The following is a 17,413-nucleotide window of genomic DNA, read 5'->3' as shown; positions in this document are numbered from 1 at the left end:
GAGGCTGATACGAATGAGCGCCCCGACGCAGAGCGAGCCGCAGAAGTCGTCCTACCTCGAGGCGCTCACCGTCTATCTCCGGCCGAGCGTGCTCGTCATCATGCTTCTGGGGTTTTCCTCCGGTCTGCCGCTGGCGCTGTCGGGCGAGACCCTGCGCGTGTGGATGGCCGACAGCGGCGTCGACCTCGGCACCATCGGGCTGCTGTCGCTCGCCGGATTGCCCTACACGTTGAAATTCATCTGGGCGCCCGTGGTCGACGCCTGGGAAGTGCCGGGGCTGTCGCGGCGGTTCGGGCGCCGCCGCGCGTGGCTCATCGCCTCGCAGCTCGTGCTGATGGCGGCGATCGTCTTTCTCGGCACGCGCGACCCGATCAATGCGCCGTGGATGATCGGGCTCGGCGCGCTCATCGTCGCCTTCGCCTCGGCGACGCAGGACATCGTCGTCGATGCATATCGCGTCCAATCGCTGCCGACCGACGAGCAGGCCGCGGGCATGGCCGGTTACGTCGCCGCTTATCGCATCGGCATGCTGGCGTCGGGCGCCGGCGTCATCGGCTTCAGCGCCTGGCTCGAAGCCGAGGGGCTGAGCAGGGAGGCCGTCTGGCCGATTGCTTACGCTGCCGCCGCACTGCTCGTGCTCGTCGGCCTCTTTGCCGCGGTCGTCGCGCGCGAGCCGAAGTCCGACCGCGACCTTGCCCCGCAGGAGGGCAGTCCGCTGGAGCGGCTCTACGCCACGGCGAGGGATTCCTTTTCGGAGTTTCTCGTCCGCGACGCGGCGATCGCCATTCTGCTGTTCGTCATTCTCTTCAAGCTGTGCGATGCGCTCGCCGGCACCATGACGGCGCCGTTCGTCCTATCGCTCGGTTACACGAAGGGAATGTACGCGGCAATCGTCAAGGGCGTGGGTCTCGCCGCGCTGCTCGTCGGCGGGTTCGCCGGTGGCGCAGTGGCGCGAACCCTGCCGCTGCACAAGGCGTTATGGATCGCCGCGTTCCTGCAGATGTTCTCCAACCTGGTGTTCGTGTGGCTCGGCTATCAGCCGGTGAGCGCCGAAGCGCTTACCGTCGCCATCGTGGTCGAGAATTTCGCCGGCGCCATCGGCACGGTGATCTTCGTCGCCTACCTGTCGGCGTTGTGCAACAACCCGCTGCACACGGCTACGCAGTACGCGCTGTTGACCGCGCTCGCCTCGACGGGGCGCACGCTGTTCTCGTCGGGTGCAGGATTTGCGGCAGAGACGCTCGGCTGGCCGGCGTTCTTTGTCGGCACATCGCTGACGGCGGTGCCGGCGCTAATGCTGATGGTGTGGCTGCAGCGGCGCGGACACTTCCGCGCCCTCGAGACCCAGCGCAACGGCGGCTAAACGCACAGCGGCGGGCGATCCGCTTGGGACACCCGCCGCTGGGAAGCGTACGTAGCCTGATCAGTCAGCGTGGCCTTCGACCTTGTCGGCCGAATCCGCCTGCAGCTGCCCGTAGTTCTGGATGCCGATGCTCTTCAACAGGTCGAGCTGCGTCTCGATGAAGTCGATGTGGCCTTCTTCGTCCTTCAGGAGTTCCTCGAAGAGATCCATCGACACGTAGTCCTTGTGCTGACGGCACAGCTCACGCGCCTTGGAATAGAACTCCTGCGCGATGTACTCGCCCTTCAGATCGCACTCGAGCACCTCTTTCAGGTTCTCGCCGATCATCATCGGCGCGATCTCCTGCATCTTGGGGAAGCCCTCAAGGAAGATGATGCGCGTGATCAGCTTGTCGGCGTGATGCATCTCCTCGATCGATTCCTCGCGCTCCTTCTTGGCGATCTTCGTGTAGCCCCAGTCGTCGAGCCGACGATAATGCAGCCAATATTGATTGACCGCGCCGAGCTCCAACTTGAGCGCGAAGTTCAGCGCGTCGATAACTTCCTTGTTGCCTTTCATGGCCGCCCTCTGTGCCTCAACGATATGCTTGGGTACTGAGTCTGACGTTGGCGCGCACGGCGACGTCGCTCAGGAACGCGATCCTCGATCGGAGGACGCGGTGCGATATTGGTTCGTTAATGAGAATGATTCTAGTGTAAAATTCGCTCAAGCGATTTTGCGAACGCATTCCTGCGAAGCCTGAGTCTCGGACTCAGAATTCCGCTGCTTCGTGCGCTTGTCGAGGAAGTGCCGTGAATGTGGGGAGTGCGAGCGCTTCGGCGCACTCATGGACCGTCGTTCAGGCGATCTTGCGAACGACGTTGTCGTCGGAAGTCTGAGTCTCGGGGTCAGAATTGCGCGACAAGATGCGAGGGCTCGAACGGAGTGACGTGAACTCGAGCAGCTTCGAGCGCGTCGTCGCACTGAGCGTCGGAGAGATCAGGCCCTTCTTCTCCAGCGCATCGACCTTGTTGTAGATCGTCTCGACGGCGAGCGGCGCGCAGCTGCAGCAGTTCATGCGCTTGGCGAGATGACGATAGACGATGCCGGGCGTCGGGATCGGTGCATCGGGTGCACGCAGGATCTCGAGCAACGCGCTTTCGATGTCGCGATCAGAAATCTCAGTACAAGAACAGACGATCATCGCCGGGCTTCCCTGCGCGCATTTTCTCTAAGGCTGCGCGTGCTTTAAATATGGAAATGACGTTTCCACATTTGAAGGCCGGAAGGCTCGTGTCAAGCGCTCTTACGCCGCACAATTCGGCGATCTACTCGTGAGCGCTCGTGTCGAGGATTAGCTGGCCGGCGTTAACCAAGAGTCCGCGGCGCGGACTGCTGCGGCCCGCGCCGGGAGCGGCCGGAGCCCCCGCCCGAACGCGACTTGCCCGAGCGCCCGCCGGATTCTCGCGTCCCGGTAGACTGGGATGCCCCCGCCATGTCCTCCAGCGTGTGCTGGTCCAGCACGCTGATGAAGGCGTCGAGGGCGTCATCGACGATGCGGTGGAGGTTGCCGCCAGTGCCGGCCGGCTTCTCCTCCTGGCCAAGGGTCTCGATCGACCGGACGACGTCGCCAACGCGGATCTGCACCGCCGGGCGGGCGAGACGCACGCCGCCGTGGCGACCGCGCACCGAGGTCAGGAAACCGGCCTTGGACAGCAGATGCACGATCTTGAAAGCGTTCTGCTGGGTGATGTCGAGCCGCTCGGCGATATCGGCCACCTTGACCAACCGGGACTCGGCTTTGGCACAGTCGATCAGGATGCGGACAGCGTGGCTCGTGGATTTATTGAGGCGCATGCGATTCCGATATCTCTGGCGAGGGTCAATCAGCGTTACGGCATATCGGGCAAGCTTGGCAACCGCCCCTTGCCGCTCGAGCCGGAGAATTGCCCCCTCCGTGCCCGGAACGCACCTTAACAGGCAAGCTCGCCACCTCGCATTAGAAAAGCTTACATCGCAGGGCCTTGCGAGCCTCCCCGATACGGATGGCGCGCCTTGTCACCGGCGGAACAGCATCCCTCGCGAAAGGGCCCTATGCCGTCGGAAGACTGCATTGGGTCAGCCGAGCGTTGGCGGATCGCCTGCCCGCGCGCCCACAAGAAGAGGAGTTCATTCGCTATCTGATCTCAACTGCGCAATCGTATGATATGTCGATGTTTACTAAACCTACGCCCGACCGCCGGTCTCACCGGCGGCGCGGAAGGTGAAAATTTCTGTCCTGTTCCGGCTGGAACAGCGGCATATTGGTGTCTGCGTCACTCTCAGCGTCATGGAAGCCCAACCGGGCGCCACGCTGAAACCGACGGAGAATGTCATGAATAAGCTGCTCACCCTTGCCGCCGCCCTCCTACTCGCCTTCACCACCACGCTGTCGACGGCGCAAGCGGGCATGCGCGGCGTCGGAATCGGCATCGGAATCGGCGTTGGCCTCGGAGCCATAGGCGCCATGTCCAACAGCGGCCGCGGCAGCTACGAGGCACGTGAATACCGCCAGCGCAAGAAGGAGCGCTCTTCTCGCCGCGAGAGCAGCTCGGAAAAGAAAGTCACCAGCAAGAAATCGAAGTCGAATTCGCAAGAGGCTAAGAGCGAGTCGAAGGCCAAGACCGAGACCGCCGATGCCAAGCCGTCGACCGACGCCAGCAACGAGCCGAGCAGCATCGCCAGGTTGGCCGGCGAGTCCGCTCCGGCGCCCGTAACCACCGGCTCGACCGATACGGCAACCGCCCAGACCGAGAATTCGTCAATCTCGCTCGCCGACGCCAAGTCGCAGGACACGGCGAAGAAGATCGATACCGCCAGCACCGACACCGACACCGACACCAAGACCGCGAGCAAGGAAGCGAAGAGCCTCGACTGCAAGAAGTTCTTCCCCTCGGCCGGCATGACGCTGTCGGTGCCCTGCGAGTAAAGGAACCGGGCACATCTGCCTCCTGACATCATCGACCCCGGCGGAAACGCCGGGGTCGATTGCGTTGGAGCGCCGGACGCTCGACGCGCGTGTACCGCGCGGAACAGCGCAGCGTTCAGCCGGCATTCATCATGCTCCCCGCGATGCCTAACCGCTTGGGGACGACATGCTCAAACTTCTCGCCGCTACCGCCGTCACGTTTCTAACCCTCGCAGCTACCGTCACGCCGGGCGCCAAAGCCTGCGACGAGGACTGCGCCTACGAGCGCCACGAAGCCGCCTACGAACGCGCTTACGACCGCGAATCCGCCCGCGAGGAAGCCGCCGAGGAGGGCTATTACAGTCGCGGGTCTCCCGGATCTTCCGGCGCCTCGCGCCGCCGTGCCGCTCAACGCGGCGCTCCCCGACAGCAGCAGCCCGAACAGACCGTCGCCGAGCCCAAGCCGTCCGCCCCGGCCCAGTCGGAGCCGCGCACGGTCCGCACCAAGGTCGCCAAGGAGAATTCTTCCGTTGCCACGGGGTCTAGCGAAGTCGCGGCCGACGACGCCAGCCATGAAGATGCGCCCCGCGAGCGTAAGGCGAGCCGCTCGACCGGCTGCAAGAGCTATTTCCCCTCCGTCGGCATGACGCTGTCGGTCCCCTGCGATTAGCGCCGTCCCAGAGCCCCGCGCCTGCACCGACCCCGCGCCTCCGGCCGGGGTCGTTTGCTTTGCAGCGCGGGCGGCCGGCCCGCGAAATTCCCCAGCCCTGTTCCGGCCGAGACAGCGACGGCGCGGCATCTCGCCCAAAGTGGACGCAGATTTGAACACCAGTCCCCGGAGACGACCATGACCAAGCTGCTCACCGTGATCGCCGCCACCCTCGTCGCCCTCGCCTCCGTCGCCACCGGCGCCGAGGCCGCCTTCAATGTCCGCCTCGCCGCTCCCGCCGGCTTCAACCAGGTCCACAAGGCCGGGTGTGGCGGCGGTGGCGGCGGTTACCGCGCCTATCGCAAGCGCGTGGTGCGTCAGTCCGTGCGCCGCAGCGCCGCCAAGGTGCAGACCGCGAGCCGTACGATCGAAAAGCCTGCGGTCGTCGCCAAGGCCGAGCCCAAGACGGCGCCTGTCGAGAAGATCGCGCAGAAGTCGGCCGAGTTCGAGAACTCGTCGATTTCGACCTCGAAGGAAGTCGCCGAGGCCGTCGTCGAAACTCCGGTGGACGTGCCCGCGAAGAAGCTCGCGAAGGTTGCCGCCGCTCCGGCCGAGGAGCCGGCGCAGAAGGTCGCCGCGGCCATCAAGGACATCGGCTGCAAATCCTTCTTCGCCACCGTGGGCATGACCCTCTCGGTCCCCTGCGCCAAGTAACCCGCCTAAATTGAGCAGCACGCAACGGCCCCGGCATCGTGTCCGGGGCCGTTTGCTTTTCGACGTGGCGGTCGCCGACGCATGCCCGCGAAACACTCTCGACCTGTGCCTGCTGGAACAGCGTCCATTTCCAATCCCTGGCAAACAAGCGCCAAGGTGAGCGCAACCCGCGCCGCCCATCGTTCGCAACACGAACAGGAAGGCACTGGAGAAAGAAATGAATAAGTCCCTAGTCGCTCTCATCGGCACGCTGATCGCGGCGGCGACCATTTTCGCGTCGTCGGCGGAGGCGGGTCTCAAGATCCGGCTCGGGTTCGGTGGGTTCCCGGCATTCAACTCGCACGGCGGCGGTGGCGGCTACAGTCATCGCCACTACAAGCGTAAGCGCTACATCGCGCGCCGGGTCGCGAAGAAGACATACGTCGCCAAGAAGTCGACGCCGTCGGTTTCCAAGGTCGCCAAGGTCGACAAGAAGGTGTCCAAGCCGGAGGTCGTCGCCACTGCGCCGGTCACCGACGAGGTGGAGGTGATCGCCGACACCGAGAACTCGTCGATCGCGAGCGCTGCCGAGCCCATCAAGACTTCGGCCATCGCCGAGCCGGAAACCGAAACCCCGGTTGCAGTTAAGGTCGATGCCAAGTCCGCGAAAGACGAGGCAAAGCCGGACAAGACCGCCGGAAAGCTTGACTGCAAGAAGTTCTTTCCCTCCGTTGGCATGACGCTTTCAGTGCGGTGCGAATGAGGATTTGACCTTCTGACGGCCGCGAGCCGGGTGTACCGGCTCGCGGCTTCGTGACACTCTCCGGCGCTGGCCGGACCTTATTGATGCACCGCCGCAACCGCCCGCAGTCGATTACGCCGGCGAAGGGGATCCAACATGGCGCAAGCCGATACTTTGCCTATCCAGGCACAGGTACCGCAAGGCAAGCCGAAGACCGTCAAGATGGCGGGCAAGCTTGCCTACCGAAATCTGTTTCACGATCGTCTCAGTCTCATCGTCACGCTCACCGGCATCGTCTTCTCCGTCGTGCTCGTCGCCGTTCAGTGCGGCCTGTACATCGGCTCGGAGCGGATGATCGCCGCCATGCTCGACCAGTCGAAGGGCGACCTTTGGGTGGCACCGCTCGGCACTAAAAGCTTCGACGATCCATCGCTGCTCATCGGCCACGAGAAGTATTCGGTGCTGTCGACGAAAGGCGTCGCCGGCAGCGAAGAGCTGGTTGTCGGCTTTGCTGCCTGGCGCAAGCCCAAGGGCGGCATGACGGCAGTGTTGATCGTCGGCTCGGATCATGAGGACGGCACGCTGAAGCCTTGGAACCTCGTCGCCGGCAACCTCGGCGACCTCGATGCACCCTTGTCGGTCGCCGTCGACGACACCTACTTCAAGGATCTCGGCGTCGAGAACAACGGTGAGACGGCCGAGATCAACGGTATGCGCGTCAAGATAGCCGCCGTGACGCACGCCATCCGCTCCTTCACGACGCTGCCTTACGTGTTCACTTCCTTGAACCTCGCCCGTACGCTGCTCGACGCCGGCAGCAACCAGTCCTCCTATACGCTGGTGCGGCTGGAGCCCGGCGCCGACATCGAGACCGTGCGCGCAGACCTCATGGCCCGGCTGCAGGATCGCGAGATCCTCACCCAACAGGAGTTCCGCAACCGCAGCGTCGACTACTGGCTGTTCCAGACGGGCGCCGGCTCGGCGCTCATCGCCGGTGCCGCGCTTGGCATGATCGTCGGCGTCGTCATCGTCGCCCAGACGCTCTACTCGAGCACCAAGGACCACTTGAATGAGTTCGCCACCCTGCGCGCCCTCGGCGCCTCGGCCGGATACATTCACAAGGTCATCCTTTTCCAGGCCATGATGTCGGCCGTGGTCGGCTACGGCATCGGGATGGTGCTGTCGATGCTCGTCATCTGGGCGTCGAAGGACACCACTCTATTCATCATCATGACGCCGGGCCTCGCCCTGCTTCTCTTCGCTCTCACTATTGGCATGTGCGCCATCGCCGCCGTTTCGGCCATCTTCAAGGTGACGCGCATCGATCCCGCAGGAGTGTTCAGCCGATGACCGCCAACCCGGACCGCAAGGTCCTGCTCGAGGCCCGCGACATTGTGAAGGTGTTCGGCTCGGGCGCCTACGAGGTGAGGCCGCTGAAAGGCATCGATCTCAAGCTCTACTCGGGCGAGCTCACCCTACTCATGGGACCGTCGGGCTCGGGCAAGACGACTCTGTTGTCGATCCTCGGCTGCATCCTGTCGCCGACCGAGGGCCAGCTCGATGTGGCCGGCAACCAGACGGTCGGCCTCGATGCAGAGGGTCTCGCCAACGTCCGGCGCCAGCACGTCGGCTTCGTGTTCCAGGGGTACAACCTGTTCCCCACCATGACGGCAACCGAGAACGTCATGCTGGCCCTCGACGTGCGCGCCAAGCCGGTCGTCGACCCTCCGGTCCACGCCCTCAATGCGCTCATCGCGGTGGGCCTTGGCCATCGCGCCAACACCTACCCGGCAAAACTGTCGGGCGGCGAGAAGCAGCGCGTCGCGCTGGCCCGCGCGCTCGCCGGCGCGCCGTCGGTGATCCTCGCCGACGAGCCGACGGCTGCACTCGACGCGGAGAACGGCCGGGCGGTGATGGCGCTTCTCTCCGAGGTCGCCAAAGATCCCAACCGAGCTGTTCTCGCCGTTACACACGATCACCGCACACTGCCTTATGCCGACCGCATCGTGCGCATCGAGGACGGTAAGATTCACAGTGACGAGCGGCCGCAGAAAGGTGCCAACCCGACCTACGCCCATGCCGCCGAACAACACGAAGCTCATGAACGCGCCGAGCTGGTGATACCCGTCACCGAGCCGACGCCGAATGACGATGACTCCAACACATCGCCGAAAGGTCTCGGCGGCCGCTATAGGATCAGACGAAATGCTTAGAACTATCGGTATCGTCGCGGCGCTGGTCGCGGCCGCCCTTCTCGGCTACGTGCTGAGCGAGGGCACCTACTTCTCCGGCGAGACTAAAACCGCCAAGGAGACGCCCAAAACCGGCGCCCAATGGGTCGCCGCCGCGCCCGGCCGGGTCGAGCCCGGCTCCGGCGAGGTCAACATCGGCGTCGCCATCCTCGGCCAAGTCGCCGACGTGACGGTGAAGCTCAACGACGACGTCGAGGAGGGCGAGTTGCTCATCCGTCTTGATGACGAGGAGGCACGTGCGCGTCTCGCCGCGGCGGAGGCCGAAGCGGGCCTGCGCAAGCGTCAGCGCGACGCCGAGCCCTCGACCAGCGGCCGCGAGGACGTGACCAAGGGCGAGGACAACGTGTTCTCCTCCGAGCGCGAGGTCATCGGCGCTCGCTTCGAGCTCGACGCCGCGCTCACCGGCAAGCGCCGCGGCGAAGCGACCGAGCAGCAGCTCGCCGACGCCCGCCGCCGTCTCGGCAAGGCGCAGGAGCGCGTCGAGCGCGAGCGCCTGTCGTATGCCCAGGCGCAGGCGAAGGCGAGCTTGCCGTCGCCGAACCAGTTCGAGTCGGCGCTCACTGCGGCTCGTGCCAACGTGGCGCTGGCTGCCTCGCAGCTCGACAAGACGCGTATTCGCACCCCGCGCAAGGGCAGCGTGCTGCAACTCTCTGTCAAGCAGGGTGAGATCGTCTCGCCGTCGCCCGAGCACCCGCTCGTCGTCGTCGGCGACATGGACGTGCTGAAGGTCAAGGCCGAGGTCGACGACGGCGACGTCGCCAAGATCAAGGTCGGCCAGAAGGCGTTCGTGCGCTCGATCAACTATCCGGGCAAGGACTTCGAAGGCAAGGTGACCGCGCTGGCGCCGACCATGGCCACCCCGCGAATCTCCGCCCGCGGTCCGCGCCGCCCGTCCGACATCGAGGTGCTGGAGATGACCATCGATCTCGAAGGCGACGTGCCACTGCTGCCCGGCATGCGCGTCGAGGCCTTCGTGCGCCCCGATCGCTGATCGGCTAGGCTAGAGTGTGAGAAATACCGAGGCGCGCGAGCAGAGTATCGCGCGCCTTTTTCGTTTCCGGCGCCCACGTCGCCATGCGCGAGGCGACGAGGTTCGCCTCCGACCGCAGGATGACGCCGTCCTCGAGCACCTTCAGGCCGTTGGCAGCGAGCGTCGCCCCGGTCGATGTGATGTCGACAATGAGATCGGCCGTGCCGGCGGCCGGCGTGCCTTCGGTGGCGCCCAGGCTTTCCACGATGCGGTAGTCGGCCAGGCCTTTGCCCGACAGGAAGCGGCGCGCCAAGTTCAGGTACTTGGTCGCCACGCGGAACGGCCGCCCGTGCTCGCGCCGGAACGCAACGGCCGCAGCCTCCAGATCGCTCACCTCGTTCACGTCGATCCAGCACGACGGCACCGCGACGACCACATTGGCATGCCCGAAGCCGAGCGGCTTCAGGAGCGCCACGCGCTCGTCGGCGTTGACGATGTTCTCGCGTACCAGATCCTCGCCGGTGACGCCGATGTGTGCGCGTCCGTTGTTCAACGCGGAGACGATCTCGGATGCGGAGATGAACGCGACGTCGATGCCGTCGACGCCCTCGACCTCGCCGCGGTAGCCGCGCTCGTTGCCGACCTTGCGCAGCTTCAGGCCCGACTTGCCGAGGAACTCGGCCGTCTGCTCCATCAGCCGCCCCTTCGACGGCACCGCAAATGTCAGCCGCGTGCTCATCGCTTGCCCCCGCGCACGACGGTTAGCAGGCGTTCGGTGTGCACGGCGCCGCCGACGGCGGGCACGTTGCGCGGCGCACCCACCGCCTTCAACAGGCCGTCGTAGCGGCCGCCGCCGCCAACCGGGCTCGTCGGCCCGAGCGCATCGACTACGATCTCGAACACGAACCCGGTGTAGTACCCGACGCTGCGCCCGAACTCGGCGGAGAACTCCATCGCGGCGATGTCGACGCCGCTTTCGGCAAGCAGCATGCAGCGCCGATCATAGGCCTCGAGCGCCGCGGCAAAGCGCTCGCTTCCGGTACCGACCAGGTCGCGCAGCGCGGTGGTCGCCTGCGGTGCCGGCACGCGCGTGCGCACGTACGCGTCAATCAGCGCCGCCGTATCCGGTTTCAGCGGCGGTGCCTTCGCATCGGCGGCGACGGCAAGCAGGCCCTCGGCGATCTCCGCTGCCGAGCGTACGCCAATGAGCTCCACGTTGCCCGCGTCCAGATACTCCGTCACCAGCAGCTCGGCGCCGGCGGCATCCTCGGGATCGAGTTTGTCGATCAGCGCGCGCGGAAACGACGCCGCCGACCGAGCCGGGCCGCTCGATAGTCGCTTCAGCTCGGCACGGAACGCGTCCGGACGCCAGAATTGGTGCCGCAGCCGCCGCCGCCAACGCTCCGGCATATCGCCGGCAGCAAGCAGCGCGTCGAACAAGCCGACATCGCCGATGCGCAACCGCCAGCCGGGAAGTCCCGCCTGCTGCAGCGCGCGCAGCATGAGCACGAGCGTGCGCGCATCAGCTTCGCTCGCGTCCTTGTCGCCGAAGGCTTCGATACCCGCCTGGCGGAATTCGCGCGGGTGCGATGCGTCGGCGCTCGCCGGCTGGAAGCGGAAGGCGGGGCCGTTGTAGCTGTAGAAAGCCTCGCGGTCGGCGTGCGGGTGCCGCTGCAGGTAGAGCCGGCACGTCGGCACCGTAAGGTCGGGCCGCAGGCACAGCTCCTCGCCGCTCAAGTCGGTGAACACATAGGTGCGCCCGCGCAGCGCCTCGCCGACCACGTCGAGGAATACGCCCGCCGGCTGAATGATGTCGGGCGCCACGGCCTCGTAGCCCGCTGCGATGAAAACAGCCAGCAGCGTGCGCGCTTGCGCCTCGAGTGCCTCGAAATTTACCGGCTGCGCCGCGCCCATAACCGCTTCCAGAGCTGTAGCTGAGTTCAAGGGCCGATCTTTTGGACGAGGCGGGGCCCCTCGGCAAGGCCGATGATGCAGCGCGGTCGCACGCCGGGCCGCGGCAGTGAATTGGCCGGTCCGCCGGCGGTGCCTTCCGTCCGTTAACAAGCTATGTTGAGCTCCGCTTGCCGGCGCGCGTCGTTGGACTAAGCCATCAGGCAAAGCAGCGCTCACTCCAGGGGGCCGTCGATGCATCGCTATCTCATCGCAACCGGACTGGCGGTTCTGGCGCTTCTCGCCATTGCCGGAACGCCTTTCGCCCTGACGCCGCCGACCCCGATCCCGGCCGAGCGCCCCGATGCGCTGGCGCAAAGTGAGACTGCGCCCGCCACACAACCGCCAGCAGCAGCCCCGTCTGCACCGACGCCGGCCCCCGTGCCCGCCCCGCAACCCGCCACTGGCGGGGAGCCGCCGCCGCTCGAGGAAGAGGTCGTCCAAGAGGTGTGGCCGATGCCCGTCGAGGATTTCCTCGCCGGCAAGTATCTCGAGCGTGCCGACGTGGTGCTGACGCGCCGCGAATGGGACGTCGCCTCGTGGGCCATCCGCTGGGCGACCAACTCGCCGTTCTCGCACTCGGCGATGGTGTTCACCGGGCCGCAGTTCGAGTCGGGCTACACGAGCACCTTCGTCATCGAAGCGGGCACCGGCGGCGTCGATCTCACCAACCTGCGCGACTACATCGCCGACAAGAGCGCCTTCATCGCCATCAAGCGGTTCCGCAAGGAATGGTTCGACGAGCCCAAGCAGTCGCGCGTGCGCGGGCTGCTGCTCGACAAGATCAAGGCGAGCTATAACTACTGGGCGATCGGCTCGATCGCGCGCAGCCTGTGGTTCGGCGTGGAGCGCAGCGTCACCGGCGAGCGCGACGCGGTGCGCAATTTCCGTGAGCGCAATTGGGACGCGCCGAACGAGTTCATCTGCTCGGGCCTGGTTCAGGTCGGCTTCGTCGAAGCGGCGATCGAATACATCAAGGCGGGGCAATTGCCAGCCTCGGCGCTGAACGAGGTCGTCTTCGAGCCGGAGGCGGCGACACGTCTGCCCGCGCAGGAGGACTGGGGCTACCTTGACGACGAGACGTCCAAGACGACGGCGGTGCTGTTCAGGAAGCAGAACTTCGACGCGCTGCAATCAGTGACGCCGGAGAACCTCGCCGCCAGCGACAAGCTCGAGTGGCTCTACTTCATCAAGAACGGCATGGTCTACAAGGTCGCCAGCTACGACGACGTGCGCAAGCTCATCGAGTGAAGCGCGAAACGTTCAGCGGACGATGTCGAGCGGCTCATTGCCGTCCTCGGAGCGTGGCGCAACCGGCTTGGGCGGCAGCAGATCCGGAAGACGCTGCACCGCCTCGCCTGCCTTCCCGCCGCATCCGGCAACGCACGTGACGCTGTTGTCCGCGGCGGCAGGGCTTGGCTGCCGCGCGCCGCCGGCTGCCGTGGTGCGCATGGCCGCCGTGCGCGCCTGAACCGGTTTCGGCAGCACCTGCACGATCGCCGGCTTGCCTGCGCATCCGGCGACGCAAAGCGTTACGAAGTCGTTGGAATGTCCGGCGAGGAGGCTCTTCACGCGCGGATTGGAAGCCGGCATGCCGCTCCCGGGGTCCTCGATGTCCGTGACCTTGCCGCCTTCGACCAGCTCCTCCTCGGCCGGCGCCGGGGTCGAGGCAAAGAGCAGCGCGCCTACCGCGGCAATGCAGGTTGCAAAGACCAGGGGTGATGCCAGCCGCACCGAGCGCGCTGTGGAATGATCAGAATTCTCAAGTCGCTGCCAACGCATACACCACACTGCGACCCGCCGTTTGCCGGCGTGCGCCCTCACCACCGGTCGACGTTGACCGGCGGCAAGTCTCGCAAGGCAGGGTAAACAAAACCTTCCGGCGCCCAGAAGCTGCGGGCGCCGGCTCTTTATGGAGGCGACCCGGTGACCACCGGCGCCGCAAGCGATGGCACGTATTTCCAGTAATCGCCGGCCTGGATGGTGACCTTGTCCGGCTTGAGAACCCGCTTCTCCGGGGGCCGAAGTCCCGTCTTCAGGAGCTCGCCGACGTCGTCGAGCAGCTTGTTGTTGGCGGCATAGCCCGAGTGGTTGATGGCGAACGTGTCGGTCGAGGCGGCCGTCACGTCGATGGTGTCGATGCCCGGCAGGATCAGCGGCCCGGCCGGCGGCACGTCGCCGGCGCGGTAGCTGCCCCAGAAGTTGCGCGACACGATCAGCGCCCGATCGTTGCCCGCCACATAGAGCGTGACGTTCTTGGCAAGCCCCTGGATCGTCTTGGCGAGGTTGGAGAAGCTGTCGGCGTCGACATCGGGGGCGGCGAGGATCACCTGGCTGATCTCGACGCCTTCCGGCGCCGCGTTGCGCATGTCGCGCAGCACGTCCATCACCGGCTGGTTGCCCATCGAATGCGCGATGATACTCACCTGCTTCGCGCCGGTCTCCTTCACGACCATTTGCAGGAACTCGCGCAGGTACGGCTCGGACGCCTGCGCGCTCTCGCGATCGTAGGTGTAGCTCGCCACTGCCCCGCCCGACGGCCAGCTGTAGAGGAACGGCGCGCCGTCGAAGTCGAGGTCGTAGGCAATCTGCGCCGTGCGGTAGAGCGCGTTGTCGAACGACGTGTTGTAGCCGTGCACGAAGACGAGCGCCTGATCCTTGAAGATTTTTGAATCCTTGAGGCGCGCCTTCACCAGCGCCACCAATTCCTCGCGGCTGAGGGCCTTGATCTCCTTCACCGTGAAGTGCTTCTTCGCGTCTTCCTTCTCGGCGTAGATCGTCACGTCGAAATAGGGGATCTTCACCACCCACGGCCGCTCGACGTTCGGCACCTCGTGCACCTTCGGCACGGTGATCTCGGCCATGCCGAGCTGCAGCTTGCGCGCGCGATCAGAGCCGAACACCAGCCGTTGCGCGTTCGGCTGAACGGCGCGGTCGGTTCCCCAATAGACGGGAACGACCTGCCAGTCGCCTTCCGGTCCGGCGGGCGGAGCAGCGGCGCCGCCGCCTGTGGGTGCTTCCGTAACGGGCGCCGGTGCGGCAGCCGACGGAGCCCGCGGCGCCCCCATACGCTTTGCGTCGGCGCGGCCACGTCCGACACCGTCTTGATCCGTTCCAGTGTCAGGCAGCGCCGGCGGTGGCACGGCGTCCGGAGGGGGAGGCGGCGGCTGTGCGGTCGCAACGGGCGGTCCCGCCGCGTCGTCTCCATCCGCCGGCGGGGCAGCCTCGGCCATCGGCGGAGGGGCACCGCCGAAGGCGCCCTCGGGCGGCGGAGCGGCGTCTGCAGGAGGGGTACCGTTGGCTGCTGCAGGTGGAGGACGAGGAGGCGAGGGCTCGGCGACCGGTGGCGGAGCCTCGCGCTCCAAGCGCAACCAGGAGGGAGACTCAATTTCGCCCTTTGCGGGCTCCTCCGCTTTGGCGGCTTCAGCGGAATCGGGCGCCGGCGCTCCCGGCTTCATCTCGCCCGCATCGCTACTCGGCGCGCCGACCGGCGGCTCGGGCACGTGCGGCTGGCCGTTGGCTGCGGCGGGCGGGGCCTCGGCCGTGCTCGCGCCACCGCCACCGGATGAACCGGCTCCGTCCGCCGCCGGGATCTGGACGGTGGCAGGATCATCGGGCGCTGCCGCAGGCGGGGCAGCATCGGGCGGTGCGGCGCCACCGGCAGGCTCCTGCGGCTCGACCGGCCGCGCGCTGTAGCGCGGCAGCGGCGCGTCCGGCTTGGCCGGCTCTTGCTTGGCTTGCTGCTGCTCTGCTTGTTTCCGCGCCAGGTCTTCCTCAGCCGTTTCCTTCGCTTCTTCGGCGGCCTTCTTTGCTTCCTGGGCGGCCTTTTCCTTCACGGCAACCTCGGCACTGGGCGCTTCTTTCATGGCCGCGCCGTTGCCGCCGCCCTTGCCTACGACGATCGTCTCCTCGCGCGTGGCCTGCGCGTCAGCCGAACGACCGAGCTTGTCATAGGTGACGGCAAGACGCTCGCGCGACGCAGCGACGCCCGGTTGCCCTGTTGCCTCCTCGCGGATGGCCAGCGAGCGCTTCAAGAGCGGCTCGGCTTCCGCGTAGTTGTTCTGTGCCTCATAGAGCGAGGCGAGCGTATCGAGTGCATTGGCGACGTCAGGGCTCGTCGCACCTTTCTTTTCCGCCAGCGCCAGCGCCTTCTGCGCCAGCGGTATCGCCTCGGCATACTTGCCGGCGGCCTTCAGCTGGGCGATCTGCCGGTTGAGCAGGGCGGTTTCGCCCGGCCGAGCCTTGCGCGGCTTCTTGCGAGACGCATCCTCCGCTTCACCGTAACTTTGCCACGGCGGCCAGCGCGATTGGGCGTCGGCGGCGCCGTGCATCAGCACTGAGAACAGCGCGAGCAGCGCCAGAAGGCTCGTAACGGCAATCGTTTTTCGGGCGAACACGGTCGAATTCCTCAATAAGGCGGCAAACGACGCGCCGCATTACGCTCCAGCTGTGGCTCCCTTAGGGCGCCGTATAGCGCCAATAGTCCCCCTTTGGCGAGGACGTGCGCTTGAGGGCCGGCAACCGCTGATCGGGCGGACGCAGGCCGCTCAGAATGAGCTTACCAATATCCTGCAACAGCTCGTTGTTCTCCGCGTAACCCGAGTGATTTAAGGCGAAACTGTCTGTGGACGCCGCTGTCACATCAATGGTTTCGATGCCCGGCACGATCAGGGGGCCAGAAGCCGTAACGTCGCCGGCCCGCGGATTTTGCCAGAAGTTGCGTGATACGATCAGCGCCCGGTCGTTGGCGGCGGCATAGAGCGTGACACCCCGGGCAATCCCCTCGATACGCTGCGCGACGTTGGCGAAATTGTCGGCGTCGACGTCGGGAGCAGCAAGGATCACTTCGTTGATAGCCACCTCCGGCGCGGCGTTGCGCATGTCCTTCAAGACATCCATCAGCGGCTGGTTGCCCATCGAGTGGGCGATGATGCTGACCGACTTCGCCCCCGATTGCTTGATGACGAGATCGAGGAACGCGCGCATGTACGGCTCCGACGCCTGCGCGCTCTCGCGGTCGTAGGTGTAGCTCGCCACGGCACCGCCGGAGGGCCAGCTGTAGAGGAACGCCGCGCCGTCGAACTTCAAGTCGTAGGCGATCTGCCCTGTGCGGTAGACCGCATTGTCGAAAGACGTGTTGTAGCCGTGCACGAAAACGAGCGCGTGATCCTTGTAGCGGTTCGATGCCGTGAGACGCTCGCCCACCAGCGCGACGAAGTCCGTCTGCGACAGCTTCTTCATCTCCTGCATGGTGAAATGCTGGGCCGGATCCTCCGCCTGCTCGTAGATCGTCACGTCGAAATACGGGATCTTGACCACCCACGGCCGCTCGACGTTCGGAACCTGATGGCTCTTGGGCACTGTCACCATTGCGCGACCCAGCTCCAACCGGCGACCACGCTCGGCGCTGTAGGCCAGGCGCTTTGGGTCAGGCTTCTCCTCGCGGTCGGTGCCGAAGAACACCGGCACCACATCCCATGCTGCCTCCCGGGCCATTGTCGCCATCGGCGGACTGGAACCGTCAGCCGGATCACCCAAGCGACCTCGGGGCTTGGCATCCGACTTCGCCGTCGGCGTCGGGGGCGCCTCGTCATCGAGCGGCGAGGAAAGCTGCGGCTCGCGCTTGTCGAAGGCGCGGTGCATCGTCGGGCTGAGAAGAAATACCGCCGCGAGCGGGACGGCGAGCAGCACGAACAAGCCGCCGCGCACCAGCGCCTGCGTCGCAATCGAGCGGTGGGCGGTCGCGCGCCAGGCGAGAAAATAGACGACGAGCGCCGCCAGAAGCCCCAGCGCCGCCAACATCAGGCCGGAAAGCGCGGGCATCGACGCCCCTCCCCTCGTTTATCCCTTTTTGCTTATCCGGCAGAT

The 17,413-nt window shown here is 65.9% G+C and carries 17 protein-coding genes; 9 read left to right on the top strand and 8 right to left on the bottom strand.

Annotated features, from left to right (window positions below):
- The first annotated feature begins 13 nt into the window (after window positions 1–13).
- Window positions 14–1,363, top strand: coding sequence for an AmpG family muropeptide MFS transporter (locus GIW81_RS15380; RefSeq protein ID WP_154740232.1), 1,350 nt, complete (start codon window positions 14–16; stop codon window positions 1,361–1,363).
- Between the two features lie 60 nt (window positions 1,364–1,423).
- On the opposite strand, the gene bfr is transcribed toward GIW81_RS15380, so the two are convergent.
- From bfr to GIW81_RS15365, 3 genes are all read right to left on the bottom strand, one after another.
- Window positions 1,424–1,921 (bottom strand): bacterioferritin, encoded by a 498-nt coding sequence (gene bfr, locus GIW81_RS15375; protein WP_154740231.1) that lies wholly within the window; start codon window positions 1,919–1,921, stop codon window positions 1,424–1,426.
- A gap of 280 nt (window positions 1,922–2,201) precedes the next feature.
- On the bottom strand, window positions 2,202–2,546 hold the full coding sequence (locus GIW81_RS15370; protein ID WP_154740230.1) for a (2Fe-2S)-binding protein: 345 nt from the start codon (window positions 2,544–2,546) through the stop codon (window positions 2,202–2,204).
- A 164-nt stretch (window positions 2,547–2,710) separates the two neighbouring features.
- Window positions 2,711–3,199: an RrF2 family transcriptional regulator gene (locus tag GIW81_RS15365; RefSeq protein ID WP_154740229.1), complete on the bottom strand. Its 489-nt coding sequence runs from the start codon at window positions 3,197–3,199 to the stop codon at window positions 2,711–2,713.
- A gap of 406 nt (window positions 3,200–3,605) precedes the next feature.
- Between GIW81_RS15365 and GIW81_RS15360 the strand changes: the two genes are divergently transcribed.
- The 7 genes from GIW81_RS15360 to GIW81_RS15330 all read left to right on the top strand — a co-directional run bounded on the left by GIW81_RS15360 (window position 3,606) and on the right by GIW81_RS15330 (window position 9,616).
- Window positions 3,606–4,310 carry a hypothetical protein gene (locus GIW81_RS15360; RefSeq protein ID WP_195930593.1) on the top strand — a complete coding sequence of 235 codons (705 nt, stop codon included), beginning with the start codon at window positions 3,606–3,608 and terminating at the stop codon, window positions 4,308–4,310.
- Between the two features lie 166 nt (window positions 4,311–4,476).
- The gene (locus tag GIW81_RS15355; protein WP_154740227.1) at window positions 4,477–4,959 is read left to right on the top strand and encodes a hypothetical protein; all 483 of its coding nucleotides are present in this window, start codon (window positions 4,477–4,479) and stop codon (window positions 4,957–4,959) included.
- Window positions 4,960–5,136: 177 nt separating this feature from the next.
- Window positions 5,137–5,652, top strand: a complete 516-nt coding sequence (locus tag GIW81_RS15350; RefSeq protein WP_154740226.1) for a hypothetical protein — start codon at window positions 5,137–5,139, stop codon at window positions 5,650–5,652.
- A 217-nt stretch (window positions 5,653–5,869) separates the two neighbouring features.
- Complete coding sequence (locus GIW81_RS15345) at window positions 5,870–6,394, top strand: hypothetical protein (protein WP_154740225.1); 525 nt, start codon at window positions 5,870–5,872, stop codon at window positions 6,392–6,394.
- A gap of 135 nt (window positions 6,395–6,529) precedes the next feature.
- On the top strand, window positions 6,530–7,723 hold the full coding sequence (locus GIW81_RS15340; RefSeq protein ID WP_456077609.1) for an FtsX-like permease family protein: 1,194 nt from the start codon (window positions 6,530–6,532) through the stop codon (window positions 7,721–7,723).
- Window positions 7,720–8,586 (top strand): ABC transporter ATP-binding protein, encoded by an 867-nt coding sequence (locus GIW81_RS15335; RefSeq protein ID WP_154740224.1) that lies wholly within the window; start codon window positions 7,720–7,722, stop codon window positions 8,584–8,586. Before GIW81_RS15340 ends, GIW81_RS15335 begins: the two co-directional genes overlap by 4 nt.
- Window positions 8,579–9,616 (top strand): HlyD family secretion protein, encoded by a 1,038-nt coding sequence (locus tag GIW81_RS15330; protein WP_195930592.1) that lies wholly within the window; start codon window positions 8,579–8,581, stop codon window positions 9,614–9,616. The genes GIW81_RS15335 and GIW81_RS15330 overlap by 8 nt, the downstream gene beginning before the upstream one ends.
- Window positions 9,617–9,620: 4 nt before the next feature.
- Here the strand turns inward: GIW81_RS15330 and hisG are convergent, their stop codons facing one another.
- Together hisG and GIW81_RS15320 are read right to left on the bottom strand one after the other, a co-directional pair.
- Window positions 9,621–10,334, bottom strand: a complete 714-nt coding sequence (hisG, locus tag GIW81_RS15325) for an ATP phosphoribosyltransferase (RefSeq protein ID WP_154740222.1) — start codon at window positions 10,332–10,334, stop codon at window positions 9,621–9,623.
- Entirely contained in the window at window positions 10,331–11,539 is a 1,209-nt protein-coding gene (locus GIW81_RS15320) for an ATP phosphoribosyltransferase regulatory subunit (protein WP_229309330.1), read from the bottom strand. Before GIW81_RS15320 ends, hisG begins: the two co-directional genes overlap by 4 nt.
- 201 nt (window positions 11,540–11,740) lie before the next feature.
- Between GIW81_RS15320 and GIW81_RS15315 the strand changes: the two genes are divergently transcribed.
- Window positions 11,741–12,796: a C40 family peptidase gene (locus GIW81_RS15315; RefSeq protein ID WP_154740221.1), complete on the top strand. Its 1,056-nt coding sequence runs from the start codon at window positions 11,741–11,743 to the stop codon at window positions 12,794–12,796.
- Between the two features lie 12 nt (window positions 12,797–12,808).
- On the opposite strand, the gene GIW81_RS15310 is transcribed toward GIW81_RS15315, so the two are convergent.
- From GIW81_RS15310 to GIW81_RS15300, 3 genes are all read right to left on the bottom strand, one after another.
- Window positions 12,809–13,327: a hypothetical protein gene (locus GIW81_RS15310; protein ID WP_154740220.1), complete on the bottom strand. Its 519-nt coding sequence runs from the start codon at window positions 13,325–13,327 to the stop codon at window positions 12,809–12,811.
- A 128-nt stretch (window positions 13,328–13,455) separates the two neighbouring features.
- On the bottom strand, window positions 13,456–15,942 hold the full coding sequence (locus GIW81_RS15305) for an alpha/beta hydrolase (RefSeq protein ID WP_154740219.1): 2,487 nt from the start codon (window positions 15,940–15,942) through the stop codon (window positions 13,456–13,458).
- Between the two features lie 61 nt (window positions 15,943–16,003).
- Window positions 16,004–17,368 (bottom strand): alpha/beta hydrolase, encoded by a 1,365-nt coding sequence (locus tag GIW81_RS15300; protein ID WP_195930591.1) that lies wholly within the window; start codon window positions 17,366–17,368, stop codon window positions 16,004–16,006.
- Between the last annotated feature and the right edge of the window lie 45 nt (window positions 17,369–17,413).

It is taken from the genome of Hyphomicrobium album, assembly GCF_009708035.1.
Lineage (GTDB): Bacteria > Pseudomonadota > Alphaproteobacteria > Rhizobiales > Hyphomicrobiaceae > Hyphomicrobium_A > Hyphomicrobium_A album.
This window is presented reverse-complemented; position numbering and strand designations above follow the sequence as displayed.

Coding starts and splice junctions, on each gene's coding strand:
- GIW81_RS15380 (WP_154740232.1), top strand. CDS start 14: ATGAGCGCCCCGACGCAGAGCGAGCCGCAGAAGTCGTCCTACCTCGAG.
- bfr (WP_154740231.1), bottom strand. CDS start 1,921: ATGAAAGGCAACAAGGAAGTTATCGACGCGCTGAACTTCGCGCTCAAG.
- GIW81_RS15370 (WP_154740230.1), bottom strand. CDS start 2,546: ATGATCGTCTGTTCTTGTACTGAGATTTCTGATCGCGACATCGAAAGC.
- GIW81_RS15365 (WP_154740229.1), bottom strand. CDS start 3,199: ATGCGCCTCAATAAATCCACGAGCCACGCTGTCCGCATCCTGATCGAC.
- GIW81_RS15355 (WP_154740227.1), top strand. CDS start 4,477: ATGCTCAAACTTCTCGCCGCTACCGCCGTCACGTTTCTAACCCTCGCA.
- GIW81_RS15350 (WP_154740226.1), top strand. CDS start 5,137: ATGACCAAGCTGCTCACCGTGATCGCCGCCACCCTCGTCGCCCTCGCC.
- GIW81_RS15345 (WP_154740225.1), top strand. CDS start 5,870: ATGAATAAGTCCCTAGTCGCTCTCATCGGCACGCTGATCGCGGCGGCG.
- GIW81_RS15340 (WP_456077609.1), top strand. CDS start 6,530: ATGGCGCAAGCCGATACTTTGCCTATCCAGGCACAGGTACCGCAAGGC.
- GIW81_RS15335 (WP_154740224.1), top strand. CDS start 7,720: ATGACCGCCAACCCGGACCGCAAGGTCCTGCTCGAGGCCCGCGACATT.
- GIW81_RS15330 (WP_195930592.1), top strand. CDS start 8,579: ATGCTTAGAACTATCGGTATCGTCGCGGCGCTGGTCGCGGCCGCCCTT.
- hisG (WP_154740222.1), bottom strand. CDS start 10,334: ATGAGCACGCGGCTGACATTTGCGGTGCCGTCGAAGGGGCGGCTGATG.
- GIW81_RS15315 (WP_154740221.1), top strand. CDS start 11,741: ATGCATCGCTATCTCATCGCAACCGGACTGGCGGTTCTGGCGCTTCTC.
- GIW81_RS15310 (WP_154740220.1), bottom strand. CDS start 13,327: ATGCGTTGGCAGCGACTTGAGAATTCTGATCATTCCACAGCGCGCTCG.
- GIW81_RS15300 (WP_195930591.1), bottom strand. CDS start 17,368: ATGCCCGCGCTTTCCGGCCTGATGTTGGCGGCGCTGGGGCTTCTGGCG.